Source organism: Paraburkholderia sp. BR10882 (genome assembly GCF_040948855.1).
Taxonomy (GTDB): Bacteria; Pseudomonadota; Gammaproteobacteria; order Burkholderiales; family Burkholderiaceae; genus Paraburkholderia; species Paraburkholderia nodosa_A.
Genome location: NZ_JBFPKP010000016.1, coordinates 111,017 through 130,588 on the forward strand (window position 1 = coordinate 111,017; position 19,572 = coordinate 130,588).

Below are 19,572 nucleotides of genomic sequence, written 5' to 3' on the forward strand. Positions count from 1 at the left end.
ACCTGACCTCGCTTCAGACGCCGACCGTGCCGGGAACCGCGCGGCTCGCCGGCGCCGCCGTACTGCGCGCGATTGGCGGCATATCCGGCGCCGGTTCCCGCGAGACGGTCCTGGCGTCGTCTCGTGCCGTGCCGGGAAGTGGCGGAGGGGCGCCGTCGGCAACGAGGCGAAACGCGAAAGTCATGTCGTCGGAAAGCGGGCGGTCGTCGCGATAGGTCGGCAGCGTGGCGCGCACGCTGGCGTAGATCGCGTCCGTATAGGGCGCGCGCGCCGCGTCGAGCGGCTGCAGATCGTAGGCTTGTGCCGCGGCGAGCAGTTCGATGCCGAGGATGCGGTTGCTGTTCTCGATGACCGCGAGCGCCTTCAGCGCGGCCGGCGTCGCATGGCACAAATGGTCTTCCTGCAGCCCCGATGTCACGCCGCCATCGAGACTCGCGGGAGCGGCTTCACGGCGGTTCTGCGCGACGAGCGACGCTGCCGTGTACTGCGCAATCATGAAGCCCGAACGCGTGCCGCATGCGTGCGCGAGGAAGGCCGGCAGGCCGCTCACGAGCGGGTTGACCAGACGGTCGAGGCGGCGTTCGGCCATCGCCGCGACCTGCGCAATCGCGGTTGCGAGGCTGTCCATGGCGAGTGCGATCGAGGCGCCGACCGCATGCGCCTGCGAGTACACCCGGGGCGACTCCGGCGTGCCCGCAACGATCGGATTGTCCGTCACCGAGGCAAGCTCGCGGTTCACGACTTCGGCCGTTGCCGCGAACGTGTCTCGCGCGGCGCCGTGCACGTGCGGTATCGTGCGGACGCTGAGCGGGTCCTGGGTGCGCCGCCCGAGCGAAATTTCGAGCAGCGCGCTACCGGCGAGCGCCGCGCGCAGACGCTCTCCCACGTGGGCGAGGCCCGGCGACACACGAAATGCAAGTGAACGGGTGTCGAACGCCGCGATCTGCCCGCCCAGATTCTCGAAGCTCATTGCGGCGACGACGTCCGCCCAGTCGAGCAAGCGCTCCGCGCGGTGAAGCGCGAGCGCAGCGAGCCCGGTCACGCACGGCGTGCCGTTCACGAGGCTCAATCCCTCCTTCGCTTGGAGCGACAGGGGCTGCAAGCCGAGCCGCTGCAGGGCCTGAGCGCCGCTCACGCGCTCGCCGTTCCAGCGCACGTGTCCCGCGCCAACGCAAACGAGCGCGATGTGCGCCATATGGCTCAGATAGCCGACGGAACCGAACGCGGGCACCTCCGGCAGGCAATTCGCCTCCAGCAGCGTGGCGAGACGCTCGACGACTTCGAGGCGCACACCCGAGTGTCCATGCGCGAAGTTGTTGATGGCCGCAGCCATGATCGCGCGCGTCTCGTCTGCCCCTAGCGGCTCGCCCACGCCCACTGCGTGGCTCATGAGGATGTTGTGCGACAGGTCGTGCTGTTCGTCTTGCGAGACGATCACATCGCACAGCGCGCCGACGCCCGTGTTCACGCCATACGCACGGATGCTGCGCGCGACGATCTGTTCGACGAGCACACGGGCGCTGCGAATGTTCGCCTGCGCATCGGCGCCGAGGATCAGCGGCTCGCCTGCGGCGACGCTAGCGATCGCGCGCCAGTCGAGCGGATTCTGGGTACGGGTGATGGCCATGGGAGTGCGTGGTGCGGGTTTAGTGAGCGTTGCGATCCTGGTGGCTCGACACGAACTGGCGGAAGCGGTCCGACTTCAGTTCGCCGAATACCTCGTCTGGCGTGCCATCCGAATCCACCTGGCCCTGGTGCAGGAACATCACGCGATTCGAAACGTGGCGTGCGAAGCCCATCTCGTGCGTGACGACGAGCATCGTGCGGCCTTCGTCGGCGAGCGTGCGCATCACGCGCAGCACTTCGCCGACCAGCTCGGGGTCGAGCGCCGAGGTGGGCTCGTCGAACAGCATCACCTTCGGATGCATCGCGAGCGCGCGTGCAATCGCCACGCGCTGCTGCTGGCCGCCCGACAGGTGTGCGGGGTAGTGGCCGCGCTTGTCGGCAAGGCCGACCTTGGCGAGCAGCGCCTCGGCTTCTTCGACCGCCTCGGCGCGGCTGCGCTTGAGCACGCGCATGGGGCCTTCGATCAGGTTCTCCAGCACGGTCATGTGCGACCACAAGTTGAAGTTCTGAAACACCATGCCGAGTTGCGAGCGCACGCGGTCGACCTGACGGCGGTCGCCCGGTTGTAGCTTGCCGTCGCTGCGGCGCTTCATCTTGAGTTCCTCGCCTGCGAGCGCGACCGAGCCGTCGTCCGGCGTCTCCAGCAGATTCAGGCAGCGCAGGAACGTGCTCTTGCCCGAACCGCTCGCGCCGAGAATCGAAATGACGTCGCCCTCGTGCGCGTCGAGCGAAATGCCCTTGAGCACGTGATGGTCACCGAACGACTTGTGGATGTTGCGCACCGACAGCGCAATGGGTGCTGACGTATTCATCAATCTCTCCAGGTAGGGCGGCGGGTCACGACGCGGCACGCGTGGCTTCGAGCGGCGCGGCGGGTTTGCGCGGGGCGGGCGGCGCCGCGCGCAGGTGGCGCGACAGCCGTTGCTCGACGAAGCCGATCACGCGCACGACCACGAAGTTCAGGAACAGGTAGATCAGCGCGGCGCACGTAAATACCTCGGTGGTGCGATAGGTCTGCTGAATGATCTGCTGCGCGACCCCCGTCACTTCCCAAACGGTGACAAGGCTTGCCAGCGCCGTCGACTTGACGAGCAGCACGGCTTCGGTCGAATACGCGGGCAGGCACTGACGCAGCGCGATTGGGCCGATCACGCGGCGCAGCAGGGCGAAGCCGGAAAGACCGATCGAGTAGCCGGCTTCGATCTGCCCGACGGGCACCGCCATGAGGCCGCCGCGGATGATCTCGGCCGTGTATCCCGCCGTGCACAACGCGAGCGAGAGGACCGCGCAGACATAGGGTTCGCGCAACACGGGCCACAGAAAGCTTTCGCGAATCACGCCGAACTGCCCAAGGCCGTAATAGACGAGGAACATCTGGATCAGCAGCGGCGAGCCGCGAAATACGAGAATGTAGGCGCGCGCAAAACGGTTCGGCAGCCAGTGCGGCGAGACGCGCATCGTGACGATCACGAGCGAGAGCAAGCCGCCCAGCACGAGCGACGCGAAGAAAAGACCGAGCGTCGTGGGCACGGCGCCGATGAGCTGGCGCATCGTGTCGAGCAGGAACGCGAAATCGATATGCATGAGTGTGCGCTCCCCGATCAGTTGCGCGCGAAGTTGCGCTTGAACGAGCGGCCGACGACCGCTTCGGCGCGACCGAAGACACGGTTCGACACACCCGTCATGGCGAGATAGAGCAGACCGCCGACGACGAAGAAGAGGAAGTACTGGTGCGACGAGCCCGCTGCGATCTGGCTCGCCCGCAGCAACTCGGCGAGCCCGGTGACCGAAATCAGCGCGGAGTCCTTGAGGCTCAGTTGCCAGACGTTGCCGATGCCGGGCAGCGCGTAGCGCAGCACCTGCGGGATCAGAATCCGGCGAAACAGCGTGAGCGTCGGCATGCCTATCGCGCGAGCGGCTTCGAGTTCGCCGCGTGCAACGGCGAGCACGGCTGCGCGATAGACCTCGGCCTGATAAGCGCCCGAAATCATGCCGACCGCGAACGCGCCGACGGCGAAGGGCGGCACGCCGACGAATCCGTCGGCGCCGAACCACTGACCGACGGTGGTGACCAGGGAAGAGCCGCCGAAGTAGAACAGATAGATGACGAGCAATTCGGGCACGCCGCGAAAGACGGTCGTGTAGAAGTCGCCGAAAACGCGCAGCACGCGCAAGCGCGAGAGTTTTGCCGCGGCAATGAGCGCACCGAACACGGCGCCGATTGCCAATGCGGCAAGCGTGAGCACGACGGTCATCAACGCGCCGAGGAGCAGAACGCTGCCCCAGCCGTCCGGACCGAGGCCGAGTGTGTTGAATAGCGATAACAGAGACATGGCAGGGATCCAGGCGGGTCGGGAAGCGAAGGCGCGCGTCAGGCGCGGCGCGCGCCGCCAGGGTGCGATGCTTACGGCGTCACGTCGGTCTTGAACCACTTCAGTGCGAGCTTTTTCACGGTGCCGTCGGCGAGTGCCGCCGTGATCGCGCTGTCGAACTTCGCCTTCAGGTCGGCGTCCTGTTTGCGGAACGCGAGACCTTCGCCCGGTCCCCAGATCGGACCGGCAATCATCGTGCCGGCGATCACCACGGGCGACTTGTCGGCGTTGGCGGTGTAGTAGGTCACGTCGTCGAACGTGGCGTCGATGCGGCCGTTCGTGAGATCGAGATCACGTTCGGGCGCGGTCTTGTACACGCGCACTGACGCGACGTCCTTGAAGTTGGCGTTGATGAAGCCGGTGTACACCGTGCCCGACTGGATGCCGATCGTCTTGCCCTTCAGCGCCTTGCGCATCGACTCGATGGCGGGCGCGTTGCTGCGCGAGTCGGCGTCGAGCTTCAGAGGCGTCGTGTTCGGGCCGCCCTTGGGCAGGATCTTCGGATCGGAGACGGCGAAGGTTGCCGGGGTGGCCGCATAGGGCTTCGAGAATGCAATGATTTTCTCGCGATCAGGCGTGATCGAGATCGCATCCATCAGGACATCGAACTTGCCCGCCTGCAGGCCCGGAATCATGCCGTCCCAGTCCTGGGCGACGAGCTTGCACTGGATTTGTGCACGCGCGCACAGGTTTTCGACGAGTTCGGGTTCGAAGCCGCCAAGCTTGCCGCCCGGCAAGGTCAGGTTCCAGGGCGCATAGCTGCCGTCGAGCGCGATCGTCACGCTCTTCCATTCCTTCGCGCCGGCACTGCCGCTTCCAAGCAGCGTGACGCCGAGTGCTGCGCCAATCAGCGCTTTTGCCAGCCGTGTGTACTTCGCCTGCATGACCATGCTCCTGTGTCGGTGGGTACCGTGGACCCGTGGGGACATTCATTCGTTCGTGCGACTTGCATAGACAAGAATGGAGAGAAAAGAATTTGAGCGCAAGAGAATTTCATAAATCCCGACTCATGGAAAACCCTGTGAATGGGCGTGGACTTTCGATGAATTCGCGCTTGTGGCAAGTCGAGTCGTCGTTGCGACATGGGCTGTTGCGGTCATTGGAATACCTCCTTAATTGTCTAGTCATGTCGAGGGCGCTGCGATCGTTCGATGGCCGTTGCGCGTCACTGCGATTCCATCCGGTTATCAAGATGAAAATTTGTGACTTCTTTCAAAAGTGAGACCTGCCCGGGAGTTCGGCGGCTGCATGGTGCACAACCCCGGCTACGACTTCAACGACCAGGTGCTGCCGCTCGGCGCGGCGTGCTGGGTGCGGCTCGCGCAGCGGTTTCTCGTCGCGTGACGAGGCGCAAGTCGTTAGTCGTTCGAATCATCGGCGTGGGCGGCCAGCAGGTCGGGCGTCAGGCCCAGCCGCTCGCGTAGATCGGCCCAGCCGCGCGGCGTGATCTGCACCGCGCGCGACGCACGCGTACGCCGCATCCAGCCGCGTTCGCACAGCAGCGTGAGAAAGGCCACGCCGAGCGGCCCGGCCAGATGATGCTGGCGCTCGGTCCAGTCGAGGCATTGGCGCGCAATGCCGTGACGCCCCGGCTTGAGCGCGGCGACGTCGAGCCCGAGTTCGCCGAACCATGTCTGCCCCGCGGGCGTCACCGCGAAGCGTTTGTCCGCTTGCGCCGTGATGAGCCCCGCATCGGTGAGGCGCTCTGTGATCGCCACGCCGACCTGGCCCGCGAGATGGTCGTAGCAGCAGCGCGCGAAACGCAGGTCCCGCGCCTCGCGACTAAGCGGCTTGCGGCGCACCGGCGCGCGCGCGCCGACCGCCGCGAGGTTTTCGAGCAAGGTGGCGACCTGGGCGTCCGCGAGCCGGTAGTAGCGGTGGCGGCCTTCCTTTTCCACGGCCAGCAGCCCGCCGTCGAGCAGTTTCGCCAGATGGCTGCTCGCCGTTTGCGCGGTCACGCCGGCCGCGTAAGCCAGTTCGCCGGCGGGCAGCGCGCGGCCATCGGCGAGCGCCATCAGCATCGCGGCGCGCGCGGGGTCGGCGATCAGGAAGGCCGTGGCCGACACCCTCGGGTGCGTGTTCGTGCCATTCATGCGTTTCTCCAAAGCATACGCATAGCGTAACGCGCGAGCAGGATCGCATGTTTCGATACGCATCGAAGCATCGCCACTGCCGCGCGTCCGATACTGGGCTCGTGACCGGCGCCCAACGCGCGCCGGCGTAGCGGGAGAGCCTATGCAAATGCAGGAGACGCACCGGACTCAAGAGACGTACAGCCGGGAACAGCAACGCCGGGTGCTCTGGGCCACGAGCATCAGTTATGTCGTGGTGATCCTCGACACCTCGATCGTCAATGTCGCGCTCGAGCGCATCGGTGCGAGCCTTGCGGGCGGCGTGGCCGGCCTGCAATGGGTCGTGAACGCCTATACGCTCGCGTTCGCGAGCCTGCTGCTTTCGGGCGGCACGCTCGGCGACCGGCTCGGCGCGCGCCAGGTCTACACGGCCGGGCTCGCGGTCTTCACGGCGGCTTCGGCGTGGTGCGGCGCCGCGCCGAGCCTCGCGCTGCTCACGCTCGGACGCGTGCTGCAGGGCATGGGGGCGGCACTGCTCGTGCCTGCATCGATGGCGCTCATCAACGGCGCATGCACCAACGCGCGCGAGCGTGCCGCCGCCTTCGGGGTGTGGGCCGGGCTGGGCGGCGTCGCGATGGCGGCGGGTCCGTTGCTGGGCGGCGTGCTGATCGGGTTCGTCGGCTGGCGCAGCATCTTTCTGCTCAACGTGCCGGTGTGCCTCGCGGGCATCGTCATGGCCGCGCGCGTGGCGCCGCAGCCGCGTCCGGGCGCGCCGCGCCGGCTCGATCTCGCGGGCCAGGCGGCGGCCATCGCGGCACTGGCGCTGCTCAATGCCGCCATCATCGAGGCGCCTGCGCACGGCTTGCGTGCCCCGGTCGTTGCGGGCGGTCTCGTGCTGGCGTGCGGAGCGGCGATCGCCTTCGTCGTGCTCGAAAAGCACCGCGCGCAGCCGATGCTGCCGCTCGGCTTCTTCCGCGAGAGCGTGTTCAGCGCGGCCGTGCTGCTCTCGATGATTTCGGCGTTCACGTTTTACGGTCTGCTATTCGGACTCAGTTTGTATCTCCAGCAGGAGCGCGGCTACGCGCCGTTGCGCGCGGGCCTCGCCTTCCTGCCGCTCACCGTGGTGGTGCCGCTCGGCAGTCTGCTGTCGCGGCGCGCCGTGGCGTGGCTCGGGCCGCGCGCGCTCGTCGCGCTCGCCTGCCTGCTCGCGGCGGCGGGCTATCTCGGCGCGGCGGCGTGCGGCACGACGGCGCGCTACGACTTGCTGGCCTTGCCGCTGCCGGCCATCGGTTTCGCCGCGAGCCTGATCACGCCCGCGGCCACGGCGGCGCTCATGGCGACGGTCGATCAGGGCCGCGCGGGCATCGCCGCTGGCGTACTCAACGCCGCCCGGCAGACCGGTGCGGCGCTCGGCGTGGCCGTGGCGGGCGCCATGATCGCGGGGCGCGCGTCGATCGGCGCGGGCATGCGCGTGAATCTGCTGATCGCCGCCGTGCTTTCGGCAGGCGCGGCGTGGGTGTGGTGGCGTGCGTGGTCGCACCAGGCGGCGCACGGCGCCCGGTCGCATGGCGCGAAGAAGGCGCGTGGCGGGTAGCCTTGCGCCTGACGCCTCACCCGCGCGCCCTGGATCATCCGCTGCGGATTCTGGGATAAAGTGCCGTTGCATGCATCGCGCATTCGCGCGGACCGTGCGCCATAGGAGGAGTTTGTCATGGCCGAATACGGGCAACATCCCTCATCCGTGCTGGCGCTCAAGAGCGTCCACGACTTCGACACGACGATCGCGCGCCTGAAGACCGCGCTGGCCAAGGCGGGTGCGGATATCTTCGCCGACGTCGACCAGCGCGAAGCCGCCGAGACCGCCGGGCTCAGCCTGCGCCGCACGCGCCTCATCCTGTTCGGCAATCCGAAGGCGGGTACGCCCGTCATGGCGGCCAACCCGCACGCGGCGGTGGAGTTGCCGCTGCGCATGGTGATCTGGGAAGACAACGAGGGGCACACGCGGCTCGACTATCGCGACGTCTCGCAGACGCTCGGCCCGCTCTACGGCATCGACGCCGAAGTGCTCGTGCCGCTGCAGCGCGTGGTGGGGCTGCTGCAGACCGCCGTGCAATAAGCGGCAAACGAACTGCGCGCCTCACGCCAGTCCCTTGGGCCGGCGCCTGCGCCCCCATCTTCGGCAGGCGCTTAAAAAATTGACAGCCGCGGCGCGCTTCGCTTAACGTAGGTGCCTTGCGACTTCGCCCGGCAAGCGGGCGAACGCGTAGCCCGCCGCTGCCTCGATCCGCCGATGACCTCCCGCGCAGAAGACCCCGACGATCCGCCACGCGATCGCGCCGGGGCGTCCGACTTGACTCCCGCTTCCCCACTCACGGCATCGCCTGCGGCTGCCGCCACGCAGCGACTCCCCCGAAACCCGCACGATGCCGATGTCGAGCAACACTGGCGGCGCAATCTCGCGGTCTGCGTGGTGGGCTCGTTCACGACGCTCGTCGCCATGACGCTGATGCTGCCGTTCCTGCCGCTCTACGTGGAGGAACTGGGCGTGCACGGCCACGCGTCGATCGTGCAGTGGTCGGGCATCGCGTACAGCGCGACGTTCTTCACGGCCGCGCTAGTCGCTCCCCTGTGGGGACGCCTCGGCGACCGCTACGGCCGCAAGCCCATGCTCGTGCGCGCGAGCCTCGGCATGGCGGTCACGATGTCGCTCATCGGCATGTCGCGCAATATCTGGCAGCTCGTGGCGCTGCGTTTGCTCGCGGGTTTCGCCGGCGGCTATTCGTCGGGTTCGACCATCCTCGTCGCCACGCAAACGCCGCGTCACCGTTCGGCGTGGGCGCTCGGCGTGCTGTCGTCGGGCGTCATGGCCGGCAATCTGATCGGGCCGCTCGTGGGCGGCACGCTGCCGCCGCTCATCGGCCTGCGCGCCACGTTCTGGGTGGCCGGCGCAACGATCTTCGCGGCCTTCATCGCGACCTGCGTGTTCGTGAAGGAAGCGCCGCGCCCCGCGCGCGTAGCGCATGCGGCGCAGAAGGGCGGCTGGTCGGCGCTGCCCGACAAGCGCCCGATCGTCGCCATGCTCGTGACCGGCATGCTGCTGATGCTCGCCAACATGTCGATCGAACCCATCATCACCGTGTATGTGGCGACGCTCGTGCACGACCCCGCGCGCGTGACGTTCGTCGCGGGCCTCGCGATGTCGGCGGCGGCGCTCGGCAGCATCGTCGCGGCTTCGCGACTCGGGCGCGTGGCGGACCGTGTGGGGCACGCGAAAGTGATCGTCGCGGCCTTGGCGGCCTCGGCATTGCTGCTCGTGCCGCAGGCGTTCGTCACGGCGGGCTGGCAACTCGTCGTGCTGCGCTTTCTCATGGGCGTGTCGCTCGCGGCGCTGCTGCCGTGCATCGCGACCGTCATTCGCCACAACGCGCCGGACCATGCCGCGGGCAGCGTGCTCGGCTATTCGGTGTCGGCGCAATTTGCGGGGCAGGTGCTCGGGCCGCTGATCGGCGGCTTCGTCGGCGGGCATCTGGGCATGCGCGCCGTGTTCCTCGGCACGAGCCTGCTGATGCTGGCGGGCGCGCTCTTTACGTGGCGCGCGGTGGGTTTCGCCCGGCGCGCGTAACGCGGCGGCGATGCCGCGCGCAGGCATTCGAAGTGTGAGAGGCGAGGGCGGCGGATCTTGCGCGCCGCCGCCTCGGGTTCATCGGCGCTCGTTCAGCGGGCGCGCTTCAGTGACCAAAAAACACGTCGCAGTCGGGACGCGGCCAGCACATCTTGCCCGTGCGATGGCCCGAGGCGCTATGCGTATCGGGCGTGCCGCCATACGACATGTCGGTGCTGGCCTGTGCCGAAGCATCGGCGTCGTCGGTCATCGTCTGATGCGCGCGTTCCTGCGAAACGGGTTCGTCCTTCGCGCGCGCCGTGCCGGGCGCAGCGGCCGCCACGGCCGCCACGCATGTGGCGATCAATGCCAGGCGTAATGTCATATCAACCTCCTTTCTCGAGTTCGTGAGTGCGCCTTCGCGGCAATGACGACGTCACTGCGGGATAACGGCGGAATGAATCCGCGGCGAAGGTGCGCGCGAGCGAGAGGCAAAGCCTGAAGCCGCACACTCATCTGGAAAGTCGGGATGCCTGCGCGCAGCGCACGGCTGCCGAACGTCTTAGCTCACTGCTCACGAAAGAAGCGCGCCCACGCATTCGGGGGCGGCACAGCGCGGCGCGGCGCAAGAAGAAGGGGCGCGCGGGCGCAGAGAACATCCGCACTGTGCTTTCAGTTATAGCTCGCGCCGCACGGAGTGCAATCGGCTCAATCCCGGCCCCGCGCGCGGAGCGAATCCAGGGCCGAATCCAGAACCCCGCACACACCGCCCCTCCGGCGATTCTTTCGGTTCTGAAAATAACTGAAAGTATTCGGAAATTAAACGGTCGCCGTGTAGTCATCTTGCGATGCTGTAATGCGCTCGCTCTGATGTGAGAGGCGCATTGGCGCCCGTTCGCAGGATGGATGGGCGCCGCCTGTACGGCGCGGCGCCAGGGCGCACTGATGCGCGCCGCGTCTGAGGGACTCTACGCTGGGCACGCAGTTGAACTCCGCGGCGTTCGGCCTTTCCTTTTCGTGGTATTTCGCAAAGCTAGATCGAATCATGTCCGAGCTTTCCACTTCGCCGACACCGTCTTCACCCAAACCGCGCAGCGCGGCGAGCCCCACGCGGGTCGTCCTGCGCGCCGCCGCTGCCGTGATCGCGGTCGGCGCACTGGGTTTCTGCGCCTACGCCGTGGCGTTTCCGGCCAACGTGCCCGATGCCGTGGGCGAGGTCGTCGAGAACCTGACGGGCGCGAATCCGCACCCGGTGGTGCTGCAGCGCCCGCCAGTCGCACCGCTTTCGGCGATGGCGCAGCTCGGCAAGCAGCTCTTTTTCGATCCGGCGCTCTCGGGCTCCGGTCAGCAGTCCTGTGCTTCGTGCCATAGCCCCGACCGTTCGTACGGTCCTCCCAATGGGCACGACGTGCAGATGGGCGGCCTCGCGATGAACCAGCAGGGTTATCGCCCGCCGCCTTCGCTCATGTATCTGTACCGCCAACCGAACTTCAGCATCGGTCCGGACCAGGGTGAAGCCGATGACGCGCCGACGGTCGTCCAGCAGGCCAGCGCCGCCGCCGACGTCGTGAAGTCGCAGAAGGTGGCGGGCGGCGCATCGACCTCCTTGGAGATGGTGCCGCAGGGCGGCCTGTTCTGGGACGGCCGCGCCGACACGCTGCAGCAGCAGGCGTATGGCCCGCTGCTCAATCCTGTGGAAATGGCGGACACGAGCATCGAACAGGTGGCGACGAAGCTCGAGAAGGCGCCGTACGCGAAGCACTTCACGGAACTGTTCGGCGACCGGATCTTCAGCGACCCGAAGCTGGCCGTGGCGGAGGCGATGTTCGCAATCTCGCGCTACCAGGTCGAAGATCAGTCGTTCCACCCGTATAACAGCAAATACGATCGCTGGCTCGAAGGCCACGCGCGCCTCTCGCAAGCGGAGCTGCGCGGCCTGCGTCTCTTCAACGACCCGAACAAGGCGAACTGCGCGGGCTGCCACCTCTCGAAGCCCGGCAAGGACGGCCTGCCGCCCATGTTCACGGACTACCAGTACGAGGCGCTGGGTGTGCCGCGCAACAACAAGCTCGCGCAGAACAAGGACCCGCACTTCTTCGATCTGGGCGTGTGCGGCCCGTTCCGCTCGGACTTCAAGGACCAGACGCAGTACTGCGGCATGTTCCTCACGCCGACACTTCGCAATTCGGCCACGCGCACGGTGTTTTTCCATAACGGCGCGTACCACAACCTCGACGACGTGATGGCGTTCTACAATGATCGCAATACGGACCCGGGCAAGTTCTATCCGCACGGCCCCGACGGCAAGATCGACAAGTACGACGATATTCCGCCGCAGTTCCGGAAGAACGTGGACGTGACCGATGCGCCGTTCGACCGCAAGTTCGGCGACAAGCCCGCGATGACGCCAGGCGACATTCAGGACATCATCGCGTTCCTCAAGACGCTCAACGACGATCCGGTGCCATCGAAGCAATGAGCGGGGCGGGGCAACCCGTCCTCGCAAACTAAAAGGGGCGTGTCCGGCATTTGCCAGGACACGCCCCTTTCTTTGTTGCGGATGCCGCACTAGCCCTTACTTGTCCCCATGGGCAAGATGAATCGTGACGATCACGGAGGCGTCGTCGAGCGCTTCCAGCGCATGCGTTTCGCCGCCGCCGAGCAGCAGCATGTCGCCGGCGTGCATGGTGCGCGGGTCGCCGTTCACGAAGAAGCGGATCACGCCTTCCACGCACTGCACCGTGATCTCGCCGGGCACGCTGTGCTCGGGCAGACGCTTGCCAGCGGGCAGCACGATGCGCATGACTTCGAGTTGCTGCGCGCGGATCAGGGTGGTCGACTTCGCATTCTTGAGCGCGCCGCCTAGCGGTCGCACGTCGAAGACCTCACCCGGCGCGGCATGGGGGATGGCCATGACAGCCTCTCAAACGAGCTTCGCGTTGAGCGTGATCTTCGCGTTGTTGGCGAAGAGCTTCGACACCGGGCAGTTCTCCTTGGCGCCCTTCGAAAGCTCGTCGAACTTCGCTTGATCGATGCCGGGAATCTTTGCCGTCATGTCGAGCTGGCAGCTCGTGATGGCGAAGCCTTCGCCCACCTTGTCGAGCGTAACGGTCGATTTCGTCTCGATGCTCTCGGCCGTGAAGCCCGCCTGGGTGAGAAAGAGCGAGAACGCCATGGTGAAGCAGCCCGCGTGCGCCGCGCCGATCAACTCCTCGGGGTTGGTGCCGGGACCGCCTTCGAAGCGCGAGGCGAAACCATAAGGCGCTTCCTTGAGCACGCCGGTTTGCGTCGAGATCGTGCCCTGTCCGTCCTTGATGCCGCCGTGCCATTTTGCCGATGCCGTCTTTTGCATGATGTCGCTCCGCGAGGTTGGGTGAAGGACGTGCAGGGCGCGCAATTTGCGTACCGCCGCAAGTCCTGCAGGGTTGGGTTCAGGGTTGCTTCGGCTGCCATTCGCCCGCGTACCACGCGGCGGCCGCGTCGATTTCCTCGGGCGTCATGTTGCGCGCGATGTTGCGCATCTGTTCGGAGATGTCGTTATGGCGCGTACCGTTCGCGAACGCGAGCAACTGCGCCTTCGTGTACGCGGCCGGGAGGCCGTCGAGCCACGGGCTGCCGATCTTGCTGTCCACGCCGCCATGGCAGGACGCGCATGCGGGAATATTGCGCAGTGGTGCGCCGTGCGCCACGATGGCGGGCGCGCCGCCATGCAGGTGTGCGATCGGCTGCAGCGAGGCGTAGTAGGCGGAGAGGTCGCGCATGTCCTGGTCGGACAGATCGCGCGCCATGGGCGACATCACCGCGTTCTGGCGGGCGCCCGTCTGGAAGTCGTGCAGCTCCTTGAAGACCACGATGGCGAACTGGCCCGCCAGATTCGGCGAATTGGCCATGCTGATGCCGCGCGGGCCATGGCACATCGTGCAGCGCAGGGCGAGCGTCGCGCCGCGGCCAACCGAGAGCGTCGTCGCGCCATCGAGCATGTGCGGCGTGAGTTCGACCTGGCTCAGCTGGTAGCCCGGCGGCACCGCCGATCCGACCGGGTGCCAGTCGCGCGGCACGCCGGCCGCGCTGCAGATCGCCGTCCAGATGCCCTGAAAATAGGGGTCGCTCTTGGCGGAAGGCAGCCAGATGAAGCCGATCAGCACGGAGACGACGAACAAGACGATCGCCGTGCCCACGCCCGCGCGAAACCACACATTGCGAAACGAGAACAGGCGTTCGTCGCTCATCGCTGTGCTCCAATCGGGATCGCGGGCACGGCCGATTCGGGCGTTGCCAGCAGTTGCGCGATCGGGTAGCCATAGTTGGTGATCGTGAGGGCGACCATCAGCACGACCCACAGCCCGAAGCTATTGAGCGCCACCGGCAGCGTGGCCGACTCGTGCACCGGCTTGCTGAAGCGATATTCCTCGGGCGCGGCGGCCTCGCTGCGATGCCCCTGCAGCAGCACGAGGAAGAACAGCACCGCCGAGGTCACGAGGATCAGGCCGCCAATGGCCGAGAGCACCACGAGCGCGCCCTGGCCCGCGAGCGCCGGGTCGCTGTAGTCGTAATAGGCCATGCGCCGCGGCATGCCCATGAGGCCGACCAGGTGCCACGGGAAGGTCGTCACGATCATGCCGATGAACCACAGCCACAGCTGCCAGCGCATGAGGCGCCAGTTGTTGAGCGCGCGGCCCGTGATCTGCGGCCACAGGTCGTAGGCGATGGCGAAATACATGATGACGATCGCGCCGCCATAGATCAGGTGAAAGTGGCCCGTGATCCACTGCGTGTTGTGTACGGGCTGGTCGAGCTGGTAGCTCATGTTGATGAGGCCGCCCGCGCCGCCAAACCCGAGCATGACGAACGAGAACGCCACGGCCAGCATTTGCGGGTTCTGCCACGGCAGCTTCGCGATCCAGCCGAACGGCCCCTTGCCGCCGCGCAGCCGCCCGGCGATTTCGACCGACGCGCAGATCGTGAACACGGTGAGAAGCGTGGGCACCGAGACGAGCGCCGTGAACACCGACTGCACGAACTTGAAGCCCGAGCCCACCTGCGGATCGGTGAACAGGTGGTGAATCCCGATCGGCATGGCCACCACGAGAAACAGGATGAACGAGATGCGCGCCATCACATCGCTGTAGAGCCGGCCGCCGATCGCGCGCGGGACGATCGTGTAGTAGGCGATATAGGCGGGCACGAGCCAGAAGTAGACGATGGCGTGCAGGGTCCAGGAGAAGAACACGCGCGCGAGGCCCGCGTCGATCGTATTGCGCCAGCCGAAGGCCACGGGCAGGATCTGGAACAGCACTTCGATGGCTGCGCCCACCGCGGTCCAGCCCCACAGATACGCGCCCGCTGTGGTCGCGAACATGGCGAGCGGCAGCGGTTTGCCGGGATTCTCGCGTTTCCATTTCGCGGTGTTGATGCCCATCAGCGCGACCCAGACCCACGAACCCACCACGACGAGCACGACGCCCAGGTAATAGAACACGTTGCCGATCATCGGCGGGTAGAACGTGTAGAGCACGGAGGCGAGGCCGAGCGCCACGGGCACCGAGGCCGTGACGGCGCCGAGCGCGAGCAGGATGAAGCCAAGCCAGGCCCACTTCACGCCCACGAGCGGGCGCTTGAGCGCCAGTTCGCTGACCGCGTAGCCGAAGCCCATCGCGATGAGCGTGGGAAACACGTAACCCATCACGGTGCCGTGCTCCGTTACCGAGCGGTAGTACAGCTCGGGGTCGTTGAGCCACGGATGCAGCGGGCTGCGCACGAACATCTGCCACGCGCCGAGCAGCAGCGCCACGCCGAAGACGATGAACGCGAGCCAGAAGTGGGCGAGTACGAGTCGCTTGTTATTTAACACAGCTGAGTCTCCGCGCGGAATTGCCTGCCTGATTCGCCATCTGCATGAAGGCATCGCGGTCGATGACCTTCACGTGGGCCCACATGCCCTGGTGGCCCGTGCCGCAGTATTCGTGGCACGGCATGAGGTGGTCAGAGGGTTTGTCGAAAGTCGTGCGGAACGTCGAGATGTAGCCCGGCTCGACCATCGAGTTCAGGTTGGTATCCGTGACGAGGAAGCCGTGCACGACATCGGCGCTCGTCGCGCGGAACGTAATGGGCGTGTTCGCCGGGACGAGAATGCACTGCGGCGTGAACGAATATTGCTGCGCGAGAATGCGCACCGTCACGGAGCCGTCGGTTTCCACGGCGCTGCCGAGGTTCGATTCGACGAATTCGCCGGACACGTGCAGCGTTTGCGGATTGACGAGCTCCACGCGCGAGGGCGGCATCATGGCCCAGTGCAGGCCCGTGAATACCACCATGGCCACGAGCAGGCAGACGAACGCCACCATGAGCGTCGCCCAGCGGCGCTCGACGCGCGCGGCGACTTCGGCACTGGCATGGTTATCGAGCGGATTCGACATGAGGCCGGCCTTTTCTTGTCTGTCTGATCTATTGGATGACGCCGCGCGGCAGGAACACGACGAAGTAAAAGATGAACCAGAGCGCGGCGACGATCGCCGTGGCGATGCCCGCTACCGCGAGCGCGCCGCCCGGGCCGCTGGCTACGATCTCGTCGACCTGTTCGTGTTGCGGGCGCTCGCCCGGTTGTTCGGGTACGGGAGTTTCGATCATCGCAGCCTCAGAAAAGCGGCGCGGAACGCAGCGCGTTCACTTCGTGTTCGGAAACCGGCGTGCCGTGATTGCCCCACGCCGTGCGGATATAGGTGACCACGGCCGCCACTTCTTCATCGGAGAGCGACTGCGCGAACGGCGGCATGCCGTAGGGCATCGGGTTCTTGCGCGTGCCCGGCGCGTAGCCGCCGTTGAGCACCATGCGGATGGGGTTCACGGCCGAGTTCATCTGGATCGACTGGTTGTCGGCGAGCGGCGGGAAATGCGGCGGCTTGCCCTGGCCTTCGGTGGCGTGGCAGACCGCGCACTGCGACTCGTAGATCTTCCTGCCGAGCGGCACGAGGCGCTGGGCTTCCTCCGTCACGAACGTGCTCTTGGGCGACTTGTCGACTTCGTTGTTGCGGCCCGGCAACGACTTCAAATACACGGCCACGGCGCGCACGTCGTCTTCGGTGAGGTACTGGAAGCTGTCGTAGACCACTTCGGCCATCGGGCCGTACACGGCGCCGCGCTTCGACACGCCCGCGTGCAGCAGATCGACGATGTCCTCGATGCTCCAGTCGCCAAGCCCCGCCTCCTTGTTCGAGGTGAGCGAAGGCGCGTACCAGTTCTGCACCGGAATCAGACCGCCCTCGAATGCCTTCGAGGGCGAGTTGCCGCCCAGCGCGTTGATGGCCGTATGGCACATCGTGCAGTGGCCGAGACCTTCCACGAGATAGGCGCCGCGATTCCATTCGGCAGACTGGGTCGGGTCGGGCTTGAACTCGCCCTGGCGGAAGAACAGCGTGCGCCAGCCGAGCAGCAGCGCGCGCTTGTTATACGGGAAGCGCAGGTCGTGCGGGCGGTTTTCCTTGTGCACGGGCTGCGTGGAAAGCAGGTACGCGAATATCGCGTCCGAGTCCGCGCGCGTGACCTTGGTGTACGACGCGAACGGCATGGCCGGATAGAGCAGCGTGCCGTCGCGCGACTTGCCCTCGTGCAGCATGCGGTAGAACTCGTCGGCGGTCCACGAGCCGATGCCGAAGGTCTTGTCCGACGAGATGTTCGGCGTGTAGAGCGTGCCGAACGGCGTTTCCATCGGGCGCCCGCCGCCGAACATCTGCTCGGAAGGCACCGTGTGGCACGCAATGCAGTCGCCGGCGCGCGCGAGGTATTCGCCGCGCGCGATCAGTTCGGCGTTGCTCGGGACCGGCTTCGCGTTGGCCGTCGCTGCCGCTGCGGCGGCTCTCGCCGCGTCCGCTGCGTTCGCGCTGGGCGCGGCCGTTTGCGCGAGCGCGACCGCGGCGCCCATGCAGAGCGTGGCGGCCGCGAGCGAGAGGCGCGTCGCGAGTGGCCTGGGCGATGACGGGAGAAGGGATCGAAGTCTGCGCACGTCGAGGCCCCGGCTAGTTATGGACGCTACCGCACGCGAGCGGCAGCGGCGAGGCCGCCGCCGGCGTCGTATCGGCGGGCGCGGGTTGCGACGAGAGCCAGGCCGCGATCGCGGTGATGTCGCGGTCGGCGAGACGGGTGGCGATGTCGTGCATGCAGTCGGGCGCGGCAGCCCGGCGCGTACCGTAGCGGAACGCGCCGAGCTGCGCGCTGATGTAGTTCGCATGCAGGCCCACGAGGCCCGGAATGGCCGGCTGCATGCCAGTGAGCGAGGCGCCGTGGCAGCCTGCGCAGGCGGGCACATTGCGCTTGCTGTCGCCGTTCATGACGAGCGTTTTACCGAGGGCGAGCGTGGCCGCGTCGACCGTGGGTTTGGCGGGCGGCGGATAGGGCGGGTGCTGCTGCGAGAAGAATTCCGCGATCTGCTTGAGGTAGGCGTCGGGCAGATATGCCAGCAGATAGTTCATGGGCGGGTAGCTGCGGCCGCCGTCGCGGAAGGCGACGAGCTGGTTGAACAGATACCCCGCTGGCTTGCCCGCGAGACGCGGGAAGTAGTCGTTGTCGGTGCCTTCGCCGTGTGCGCCGTGACAGGCCGCGCAACCCATCACGCGGGCTTGCATCGTGTCAGGCGCGGGCTCGGCGGGCGGCGCCGCGAGGAGCGGCGCCCACGGCAGCGCGAGCGCAAGGATGATCAGGACGATGCGGGTTCTCAATGATTCCCTCGTTGCGGATGGTAACGACACAAACGCGTTGCGATTCGATATCAGTTGAGGCGTCGTCCGTGGGGGATTTTCATTGTGCAAGACGGCCGGGCGCGCACCTTTTCGAGGAGATTATCGGAGAACGCCGACTTGTGCAGCCAGGATGTGCAAATAAATCTGCCGGATTATTGCATCGGCATATGTTTGCTAACACAACGACAGGCGCGTCTTGCTACAGATTATCGTGGCGCGAATTGCATCGGAATGCGAAATAAAATGAGGATCGTTTGAGGAGCGATCTCGTGTGGTCTTCGGGCCTGCGCGGGTGGAGTCCATTGTGTGGTCGTAGGATGTCCTCAGTCGCATATATGCGCGCTTTTCCAGCGGTTGTCCGACAACGTATAATGGAATGACATGACTGACGCACGCATATCGAGCCAAGGAGATCCACATGGCGGAGTCGCTTGCCACGCCCATCGCCGCGCGTAGCCGCAATCTCGCCGAGCAGGTCGTCGACTTCATCAGCGAGCAGATCGCCACGCGCGCACTCAAGCCCGGCGACAAATTGCCCACCGAAAGCAACCTCATGACGCAACTGGGCGTGAGCCGCACGGTGGTGCGCGAGGCGATCTCGCGTCTGCAGGCCATGTCGGTGATCGAAACGCGTCACGGCATTGGCAGCTTCGTGCTGGAGCCGCGCCGCGAGCCGCTCGATCTCGACGTCGTCCCGGCCAGCACGCTGGACGACGTGCTTTCCGTGCTCGAACTGCGCATCAGTCTCGAAACGGAGGCCGCGGGCCTTGCCGCCCAGCGTGCGAGCGAGCGCGACCTGGCCGGCATGCGCGGCGCGCTCGACACGCTCGACGTCGTCATCCGCACGGGCGGCGACAGCTCGGGCGCCGACCTCGAATTCCACATCTCGGTGGCGCGCGCGACGGGCAACCGCTATTTCGTCGACATCCTCACGCAGATGGGCGCGGCGTTGATCCCGCGCCGTCGCGTCGATTCGGCCGGCATCGCGCATCGCGATCCGCAGGCTTACGCCGAGCTGGTGAACCGCGAGCACGAGAGCATTTTCGACGCCATCGCCCGTCACGATCCCGAAGGCGCACGCGCGGCCATGCGCATGCATCTGTCGAGCAGCCGCGAGCGGCTGCGCCGCGCGGCGGCGGAGTCGGGTGAAAAGGCATAGCGCGAGCGTG

The 19,572-nt window shown here is 66.5% G+C and carries 20 protein-coding genes; 5 read left to right on the top strand and 15 right to left on the bottom strand.

The features are described from left to right. Window positions 1–13: 13 nt before the first annotated feature. The 6 genes from hutH to AB3X99_RS30885 form a co-directional block, all read right to left on the bottom strand. Window positions 14–1,627, bottom strand: a complete 1,614-nt coding sequence (gene hutH, locus AB3X99_RS30860; RefSeq protein WP_368619060.1) for a histidine ammonia-lyase — start codon at window positions 1,625–1,627, stop codon at window positions 14–16. Between the two features lie 19 nt (window positions 1,628–1,646). Next, a complete protein-coding gene (locus AB3X99_RS30865) occupies window positions 1,647–2,438 on the bottom strand; it encodes an ABC transporter ATP-binding protein (protein WP_069267093.1) in 792 nt (263 codons plus the stop codon). Window positions 2,439–2,463: 25 nt separating this feature from the next. After that, complete coding sequence (locus AB3X99_RS30870; RefSeq protein WP_342946249.1) at window positions 2,464–3,210, bottom strand: ABC transporter permease subunit; 747 nt, start codon at window positions 3,208–3,210, stop codon at window positions 2,464–2,466. A 17-nt stretch (window positions 3,211–3,227) separates the two neighbouring features. Then, a complete protein-coding gene (locus AB3X99_RS30875) occupies window positions 3,228–3,959 on the bottom strand; it encodes an ABC transporter permease (protein WP_368619061.1) in 732 nt (243 codons plus the stop codon). Between the two features lie 71 nt (window positions 3,960–4,030). Further along, the gene (locus AB3X99_RS30880; protein ID WP_342946248.1) at window positions 4,031–4,882 is read right to left on the bottom strand and encodes a transporter substrate-binding domain-containing protein; all 852 of its coding nucleotides are present in this window, start codon (window positions 4,880–4,882) and stop codon (window positions 4,031–4,033) included. Between the two features lie 474 nt (window positions 4,883–5,356). Next, window positions 5,357–6,091: an ArsR/SmtB family transcription factor gene (locus tag AB3X99_RS30885; protein ID WP_368619062.1), complete on the bottom strand. Its 735-nt coding sequence runs from the start codon at window positions 6,089–6,091 to the stop codon at window positions 5,357–5,359. 142 nt (window positions 6,092–6,233) lie between these two features. On the opposite strand from AB3X99_RS30885, the gene AB3X99_RS30890 reads away from it, so the two are divergent. The 3 genes from AB3X99_RS30890 (at window position 6,234) to AB3X99_RS30900 (ending at window position 9,692) form a co-directional block, all read left to right on the top strand. Continuing rightward, window positions 6,234–7,664 carry an MFS transporter gene (locus tag AB3X99_RS30890; RefSeq protein ID WP_368619063.1) on the top strand — a complete coding sequence of 477 codons (1,431 nt, stop codon included), beginning with the start codon at window positions 6,234–6,236 and terminating at the stop codon, window positions 7,662–7,664. Window positions 7,665–7,781: 117 nt separating this feature from the next. After that, window positions 7,782–8,186, top strand: coding sequence for a DUF302 domain-containing protein (locus tag AB3X99_RS30895; protein WP_069267088.1), 405 nt, complete (start codon window positions 7,782–7,784; stop codon window positions 8,184–8,186). Window positions 8,187–8,360: 174 nt separating this feature from the next. After that, on the top strand, window positions 8,361–9,692 hold the full coding sequence (locus AB3X99_RS30900) for a multidrug efflux MFS transporter (RefSeq protein WP_368619064.1): 1,332 nt from the start codon (window positions 8,361–8,363) through the stop codon (window positions 9,690–9,692). A gap of 106 nt (window positions 9,693–9,798) precedes the next feature. Here the strand turns inward: AB3X99_RS30900 and AB3X99_RS30905 are convergent, their stop codons facing one another. Next, window positions 9,799–10,056: a hypothetical protein gene (locus AB3X99_RS30905; RefSeq protein WP_368603546.1), complete on the bottom strand. Its 258-nt coding sequence runs from the start codon at window positions 10,054–10,056 to the stop codon at window positions 9,799–9,801. A 660-nt stretch (window positions 10,057–10,716) separates the two neighbouring features. Here AB3X99_RS30905 and AB3X99_RS30910 point away from each other — a divergent pair. Further along, window positions 10,717–12,150, top strand: a complete 1,434-nt coding sequence (locus AB3X99_RS30910) for a cytochrome-c peroxidase (protein WP_368619065.1) — start codon at window positions 10,717–10,719, stop codon at window positions 12,148–12,150. A gap of 96 nt (window positions 12,151–12,246) precedes the next feature. Here AB3X99_RS30910 and AB3X99_RS30915 read toward each other — a convergent pair whose 3' ends face one another. The 8 genes from AB3X99_RS30915 to AB3X99_RS30950 all read right to left on the bottom strand — a co-directional run bounded on the left by AB3X99_RS30915 (window position 12,247) and on the right by AB3X99_RS30950 (window position 18,289). After that, window positions 12,247–12,585 carry a cupin domain-containing protein gene (locus AB3X99_RS30915; RefSeq protein WP_069267084.1) on the bottom strand — a complete coding sequence of 113 codons (339 nt, stop codon included), beginning with the start codon at window positions 12,583–12,585 and terminating at the stop codon, window positions 12,247–12,249. 9 nt (window positions 12,586–12,594) lie between these two features. Next, a complete protein-coding gene (locus AB3X99_RS30920) occupies window positions 12,595–13,023 on the bottom strand; it encodes an OsmC family protein (RefSeq protein WP_042260258.1) in 429 nt (142 codons plus the stop codon). Between the two features lie 79 nt (window positions 13,024–13,102). Beyond that, window positions 13,103–13,900 (bottom strand): cytochrome c, encoded by a 798-nt coding sequence (locus AB3X99_RS30925; RefSeq protein ID WP_368619066.1) that lies wholly within the window; start codon window positions 13,898–13,900, stop codon window positions 13,103–13,105. Next, window positions 13,897–15,522, bottom strand: a complete 1,626-nt coding sequence (locus AB3X99_RS30930; protein WP_342946242.1) for a b(o/a)3-type cytochrome-c oxidase subunit 1 — start codon at window positions 15,520–15,522, stop codon at window positions 13,897–13,899. The genes AB3X99_RS30925 and AB3X99_RS30930 overlap by 4 nt, the downstream gene beginning before the upstream one ends. After that, complete coding sequence (locus AB3X99_RS30935) at window positions 15,512–16,087, bottom strand: cytochrome C oxidase subunit II (RefSeq protein WP_342946241.1); 576 nt, start codon at window positions 16,085–16,087, stop codon at window positions 15,512–15,514. Before AB3X99_RS30935 ends, AB3X99_RS30930 begins: the two co-directional genes overlap by 11 nt. 28 nt (window positions 16,088–16,115) lie before the next feature. Continuing rightward, entirely contained in the window at window positions 16,116–16,298 is a 183-nt protein-coding gene (locus tag AB3X99_RS30940; RefSeq protein ID WP_028206326.1) for a hypothetical protein, read from the bottom strand. A 7-nt stretch (window positions 16,299–16,305) separates the two neighbouring features. Further along, window positions 16,306–17,589: a cytochrome c gene (locus AB3X99_RS30945; RefSeq protein ID WP_342946634.1), complete on the bottom strand. Its 1,284-nt coding sequence runs from the start codon at window positions 17,587–17,589 to the stop codon at window positions 16,306–16,308. Window positions 17,590–17,683: 94 nt separating this feature from the next. Further along, window positions 17,684–18,289, bottom strand: coding sequence for a c-type cytochrome (locus tag AB3X99_RS30950; RefSeq protein ID WP_133184702.1), 606 nt, complete (start codon window positions 18,287–18,289; stop codon window positions 17,684–17,686). 532 nt (window positions 18,290–18,821) lie between these two features. Between AB3X99_RS30950 and AB3X99_RS30955 the strand changes: the two genes are divergently transcribed. Beyond that, a complete protein-coding gene (locus AB3X99_RS30955; RefSeq protein WP_368619067.1) occupies window positions 18,822–19,562 on the top strand; it encodes a FadR/GntR family transcriptional regulator in 741 nt (246 codons plus the stop codon). Window positions 19,563–19,572 lie beyond the last annotated feature (10 nt).

Excerpts from the sequence above, each read along its gene's own strand:
- AB3X99_RS30895 (WP_069267088.1), top strand. The coding sequence starts at position 7,782 with ATGGCCGAATACGGGCAACATCCCTCATCCGTGCTGGCGCTCAAGAGC.
- AB3X99_RS30925 (WP_368619066.1), bottom strand. The coding sequence starts at position 13,900 with ATGAGCGACGAACGCCTGTTCTCGTTTCGCAATGTGTGGTTTCGCGCG.
- AB3X99_RS30950 (WP_133184702.1), bottom strand. The coding sequence starts at position 18,289 with ATGCAAGCCCGCGTGATGGGTTGCGCGGCCTGTCACGGCGCACACGGC.
- AB3X99_RS30910 (WP_368619065.1), top strand. The coding sequence starts at position 10,717 with ATGTCCGAGCTTTCCACTTCGCCGACACCGTCTTCACCCAAACCGCGC.
- AB3X99_RS30870 (WP_342946249.1), bottom strand. The coding sequence starts at position 3,210 with ATGCATATCGATTTCGCGTTCCTGCTCGACACGATGCGCCAGCTCATC.
- AB3X99_RS30955 (WP_368619067.1), top strand. The coding sequence starts at position 18,822 with ATGGCGGAGTCGCTTGCCACGCCCATCGCCGCGCGTAGCCGCAATCTC.
- AB3X99_RS30940 (WP_028206326.1), bottom strand. The coding sequence starts at position 16,298 with ATGATCGAAACTCCCGTACCCGAACAACCGGGCGAGCGCCCGCAACAC.
- AB3X99_RS30880 (WP_342946248.1), bottom strand. The coding sequence starts at position 4,882 with ATGCAGGCGAAGTACACACGGCTGGCAAAAGCGCTGATTGGCGCAGCA.
- AB3X99_RS30885 (WP_368619062.1), bottom strand. The coding sequence starts at position 6,091 with ATGAATGGCACGAACACGCACCCGAGGGTGTCGGCCACGGCCTTCCTG.
- AB3X99_RS30915 (WP_069267084.1), bottom strand. The coding sequence starts at position 12,585 with ATGGCCATCCCCCATGCCGCGCCGGGTGAGGTCTTCGACGTGCGACCG.
- AB3X99_RS30935 (WP_342946241.1), bottom strand. The coding sequence starts at position 16,087 with ATGTCGAATCCGCTCGATAACCATGCCAGTGCCGAAGTCGCCGCGCGC.
- AB3X99_RS30900 (WP_368619064.1), top strand. The coding sequence starts at position 8,361 with ATGACCTCCCGCGCAGAAGACCCCGACGATCCGCCACGCGATCGCGCC.
- hutH (WP_368619060.1), bottom strand. The coding sequence starts at position 1,627 with ATGGCCATCACCCGTACCCAGAATCCGCTCGACTGGCGCGCGATCGCT.
- AB3X99_RS30905 (WP_368603546.1), bottom strand. The coding sequence starts at position 10,056 with ATGACATTACGCCTGGCATTGATCGCCACATGCGTGGCGGCCGTGGCG.
- AB3X99_RS30875 (WP_368619061.1), bottom strand. The coding sequence starts at position 3,959 with ATGTCTCTGTTATCGCTATTCAACACACTCGGCCTCGGTCCGGACGGC.
- AB3X99_RS30920 (WP_042260258.1), bottom strand. The coding sequence starts at position 13,023 with ATGCAAAAGACGGCATCGGCAAAATGGCACGGCGGCATCAAGGACGGA.
- AB3X99_RS30865 (WP_069267093.1), bottom strand. The coding sequence starts at position 2,438 with ATGAATACGTCAGCACCCATTGCGCTGTCGGTGCGCAACATCCACAAG.
- AB3X99_RS30890 (WP_368619063.1), top strand. The coding sequence starts at position 6,234 with ATGCAAATGCAGGAGACGCACCGGACTCAAGAGACGTACAGCCGGGAA.
- AB3X99_RS30945 (WP_342946634.1), bottom strand. The coding sequence starts at position 17,589 with ATGGGCGCCGCGGTCGCGCTCGCGCAAACGGCCGCGCCCAGCGCGAAC.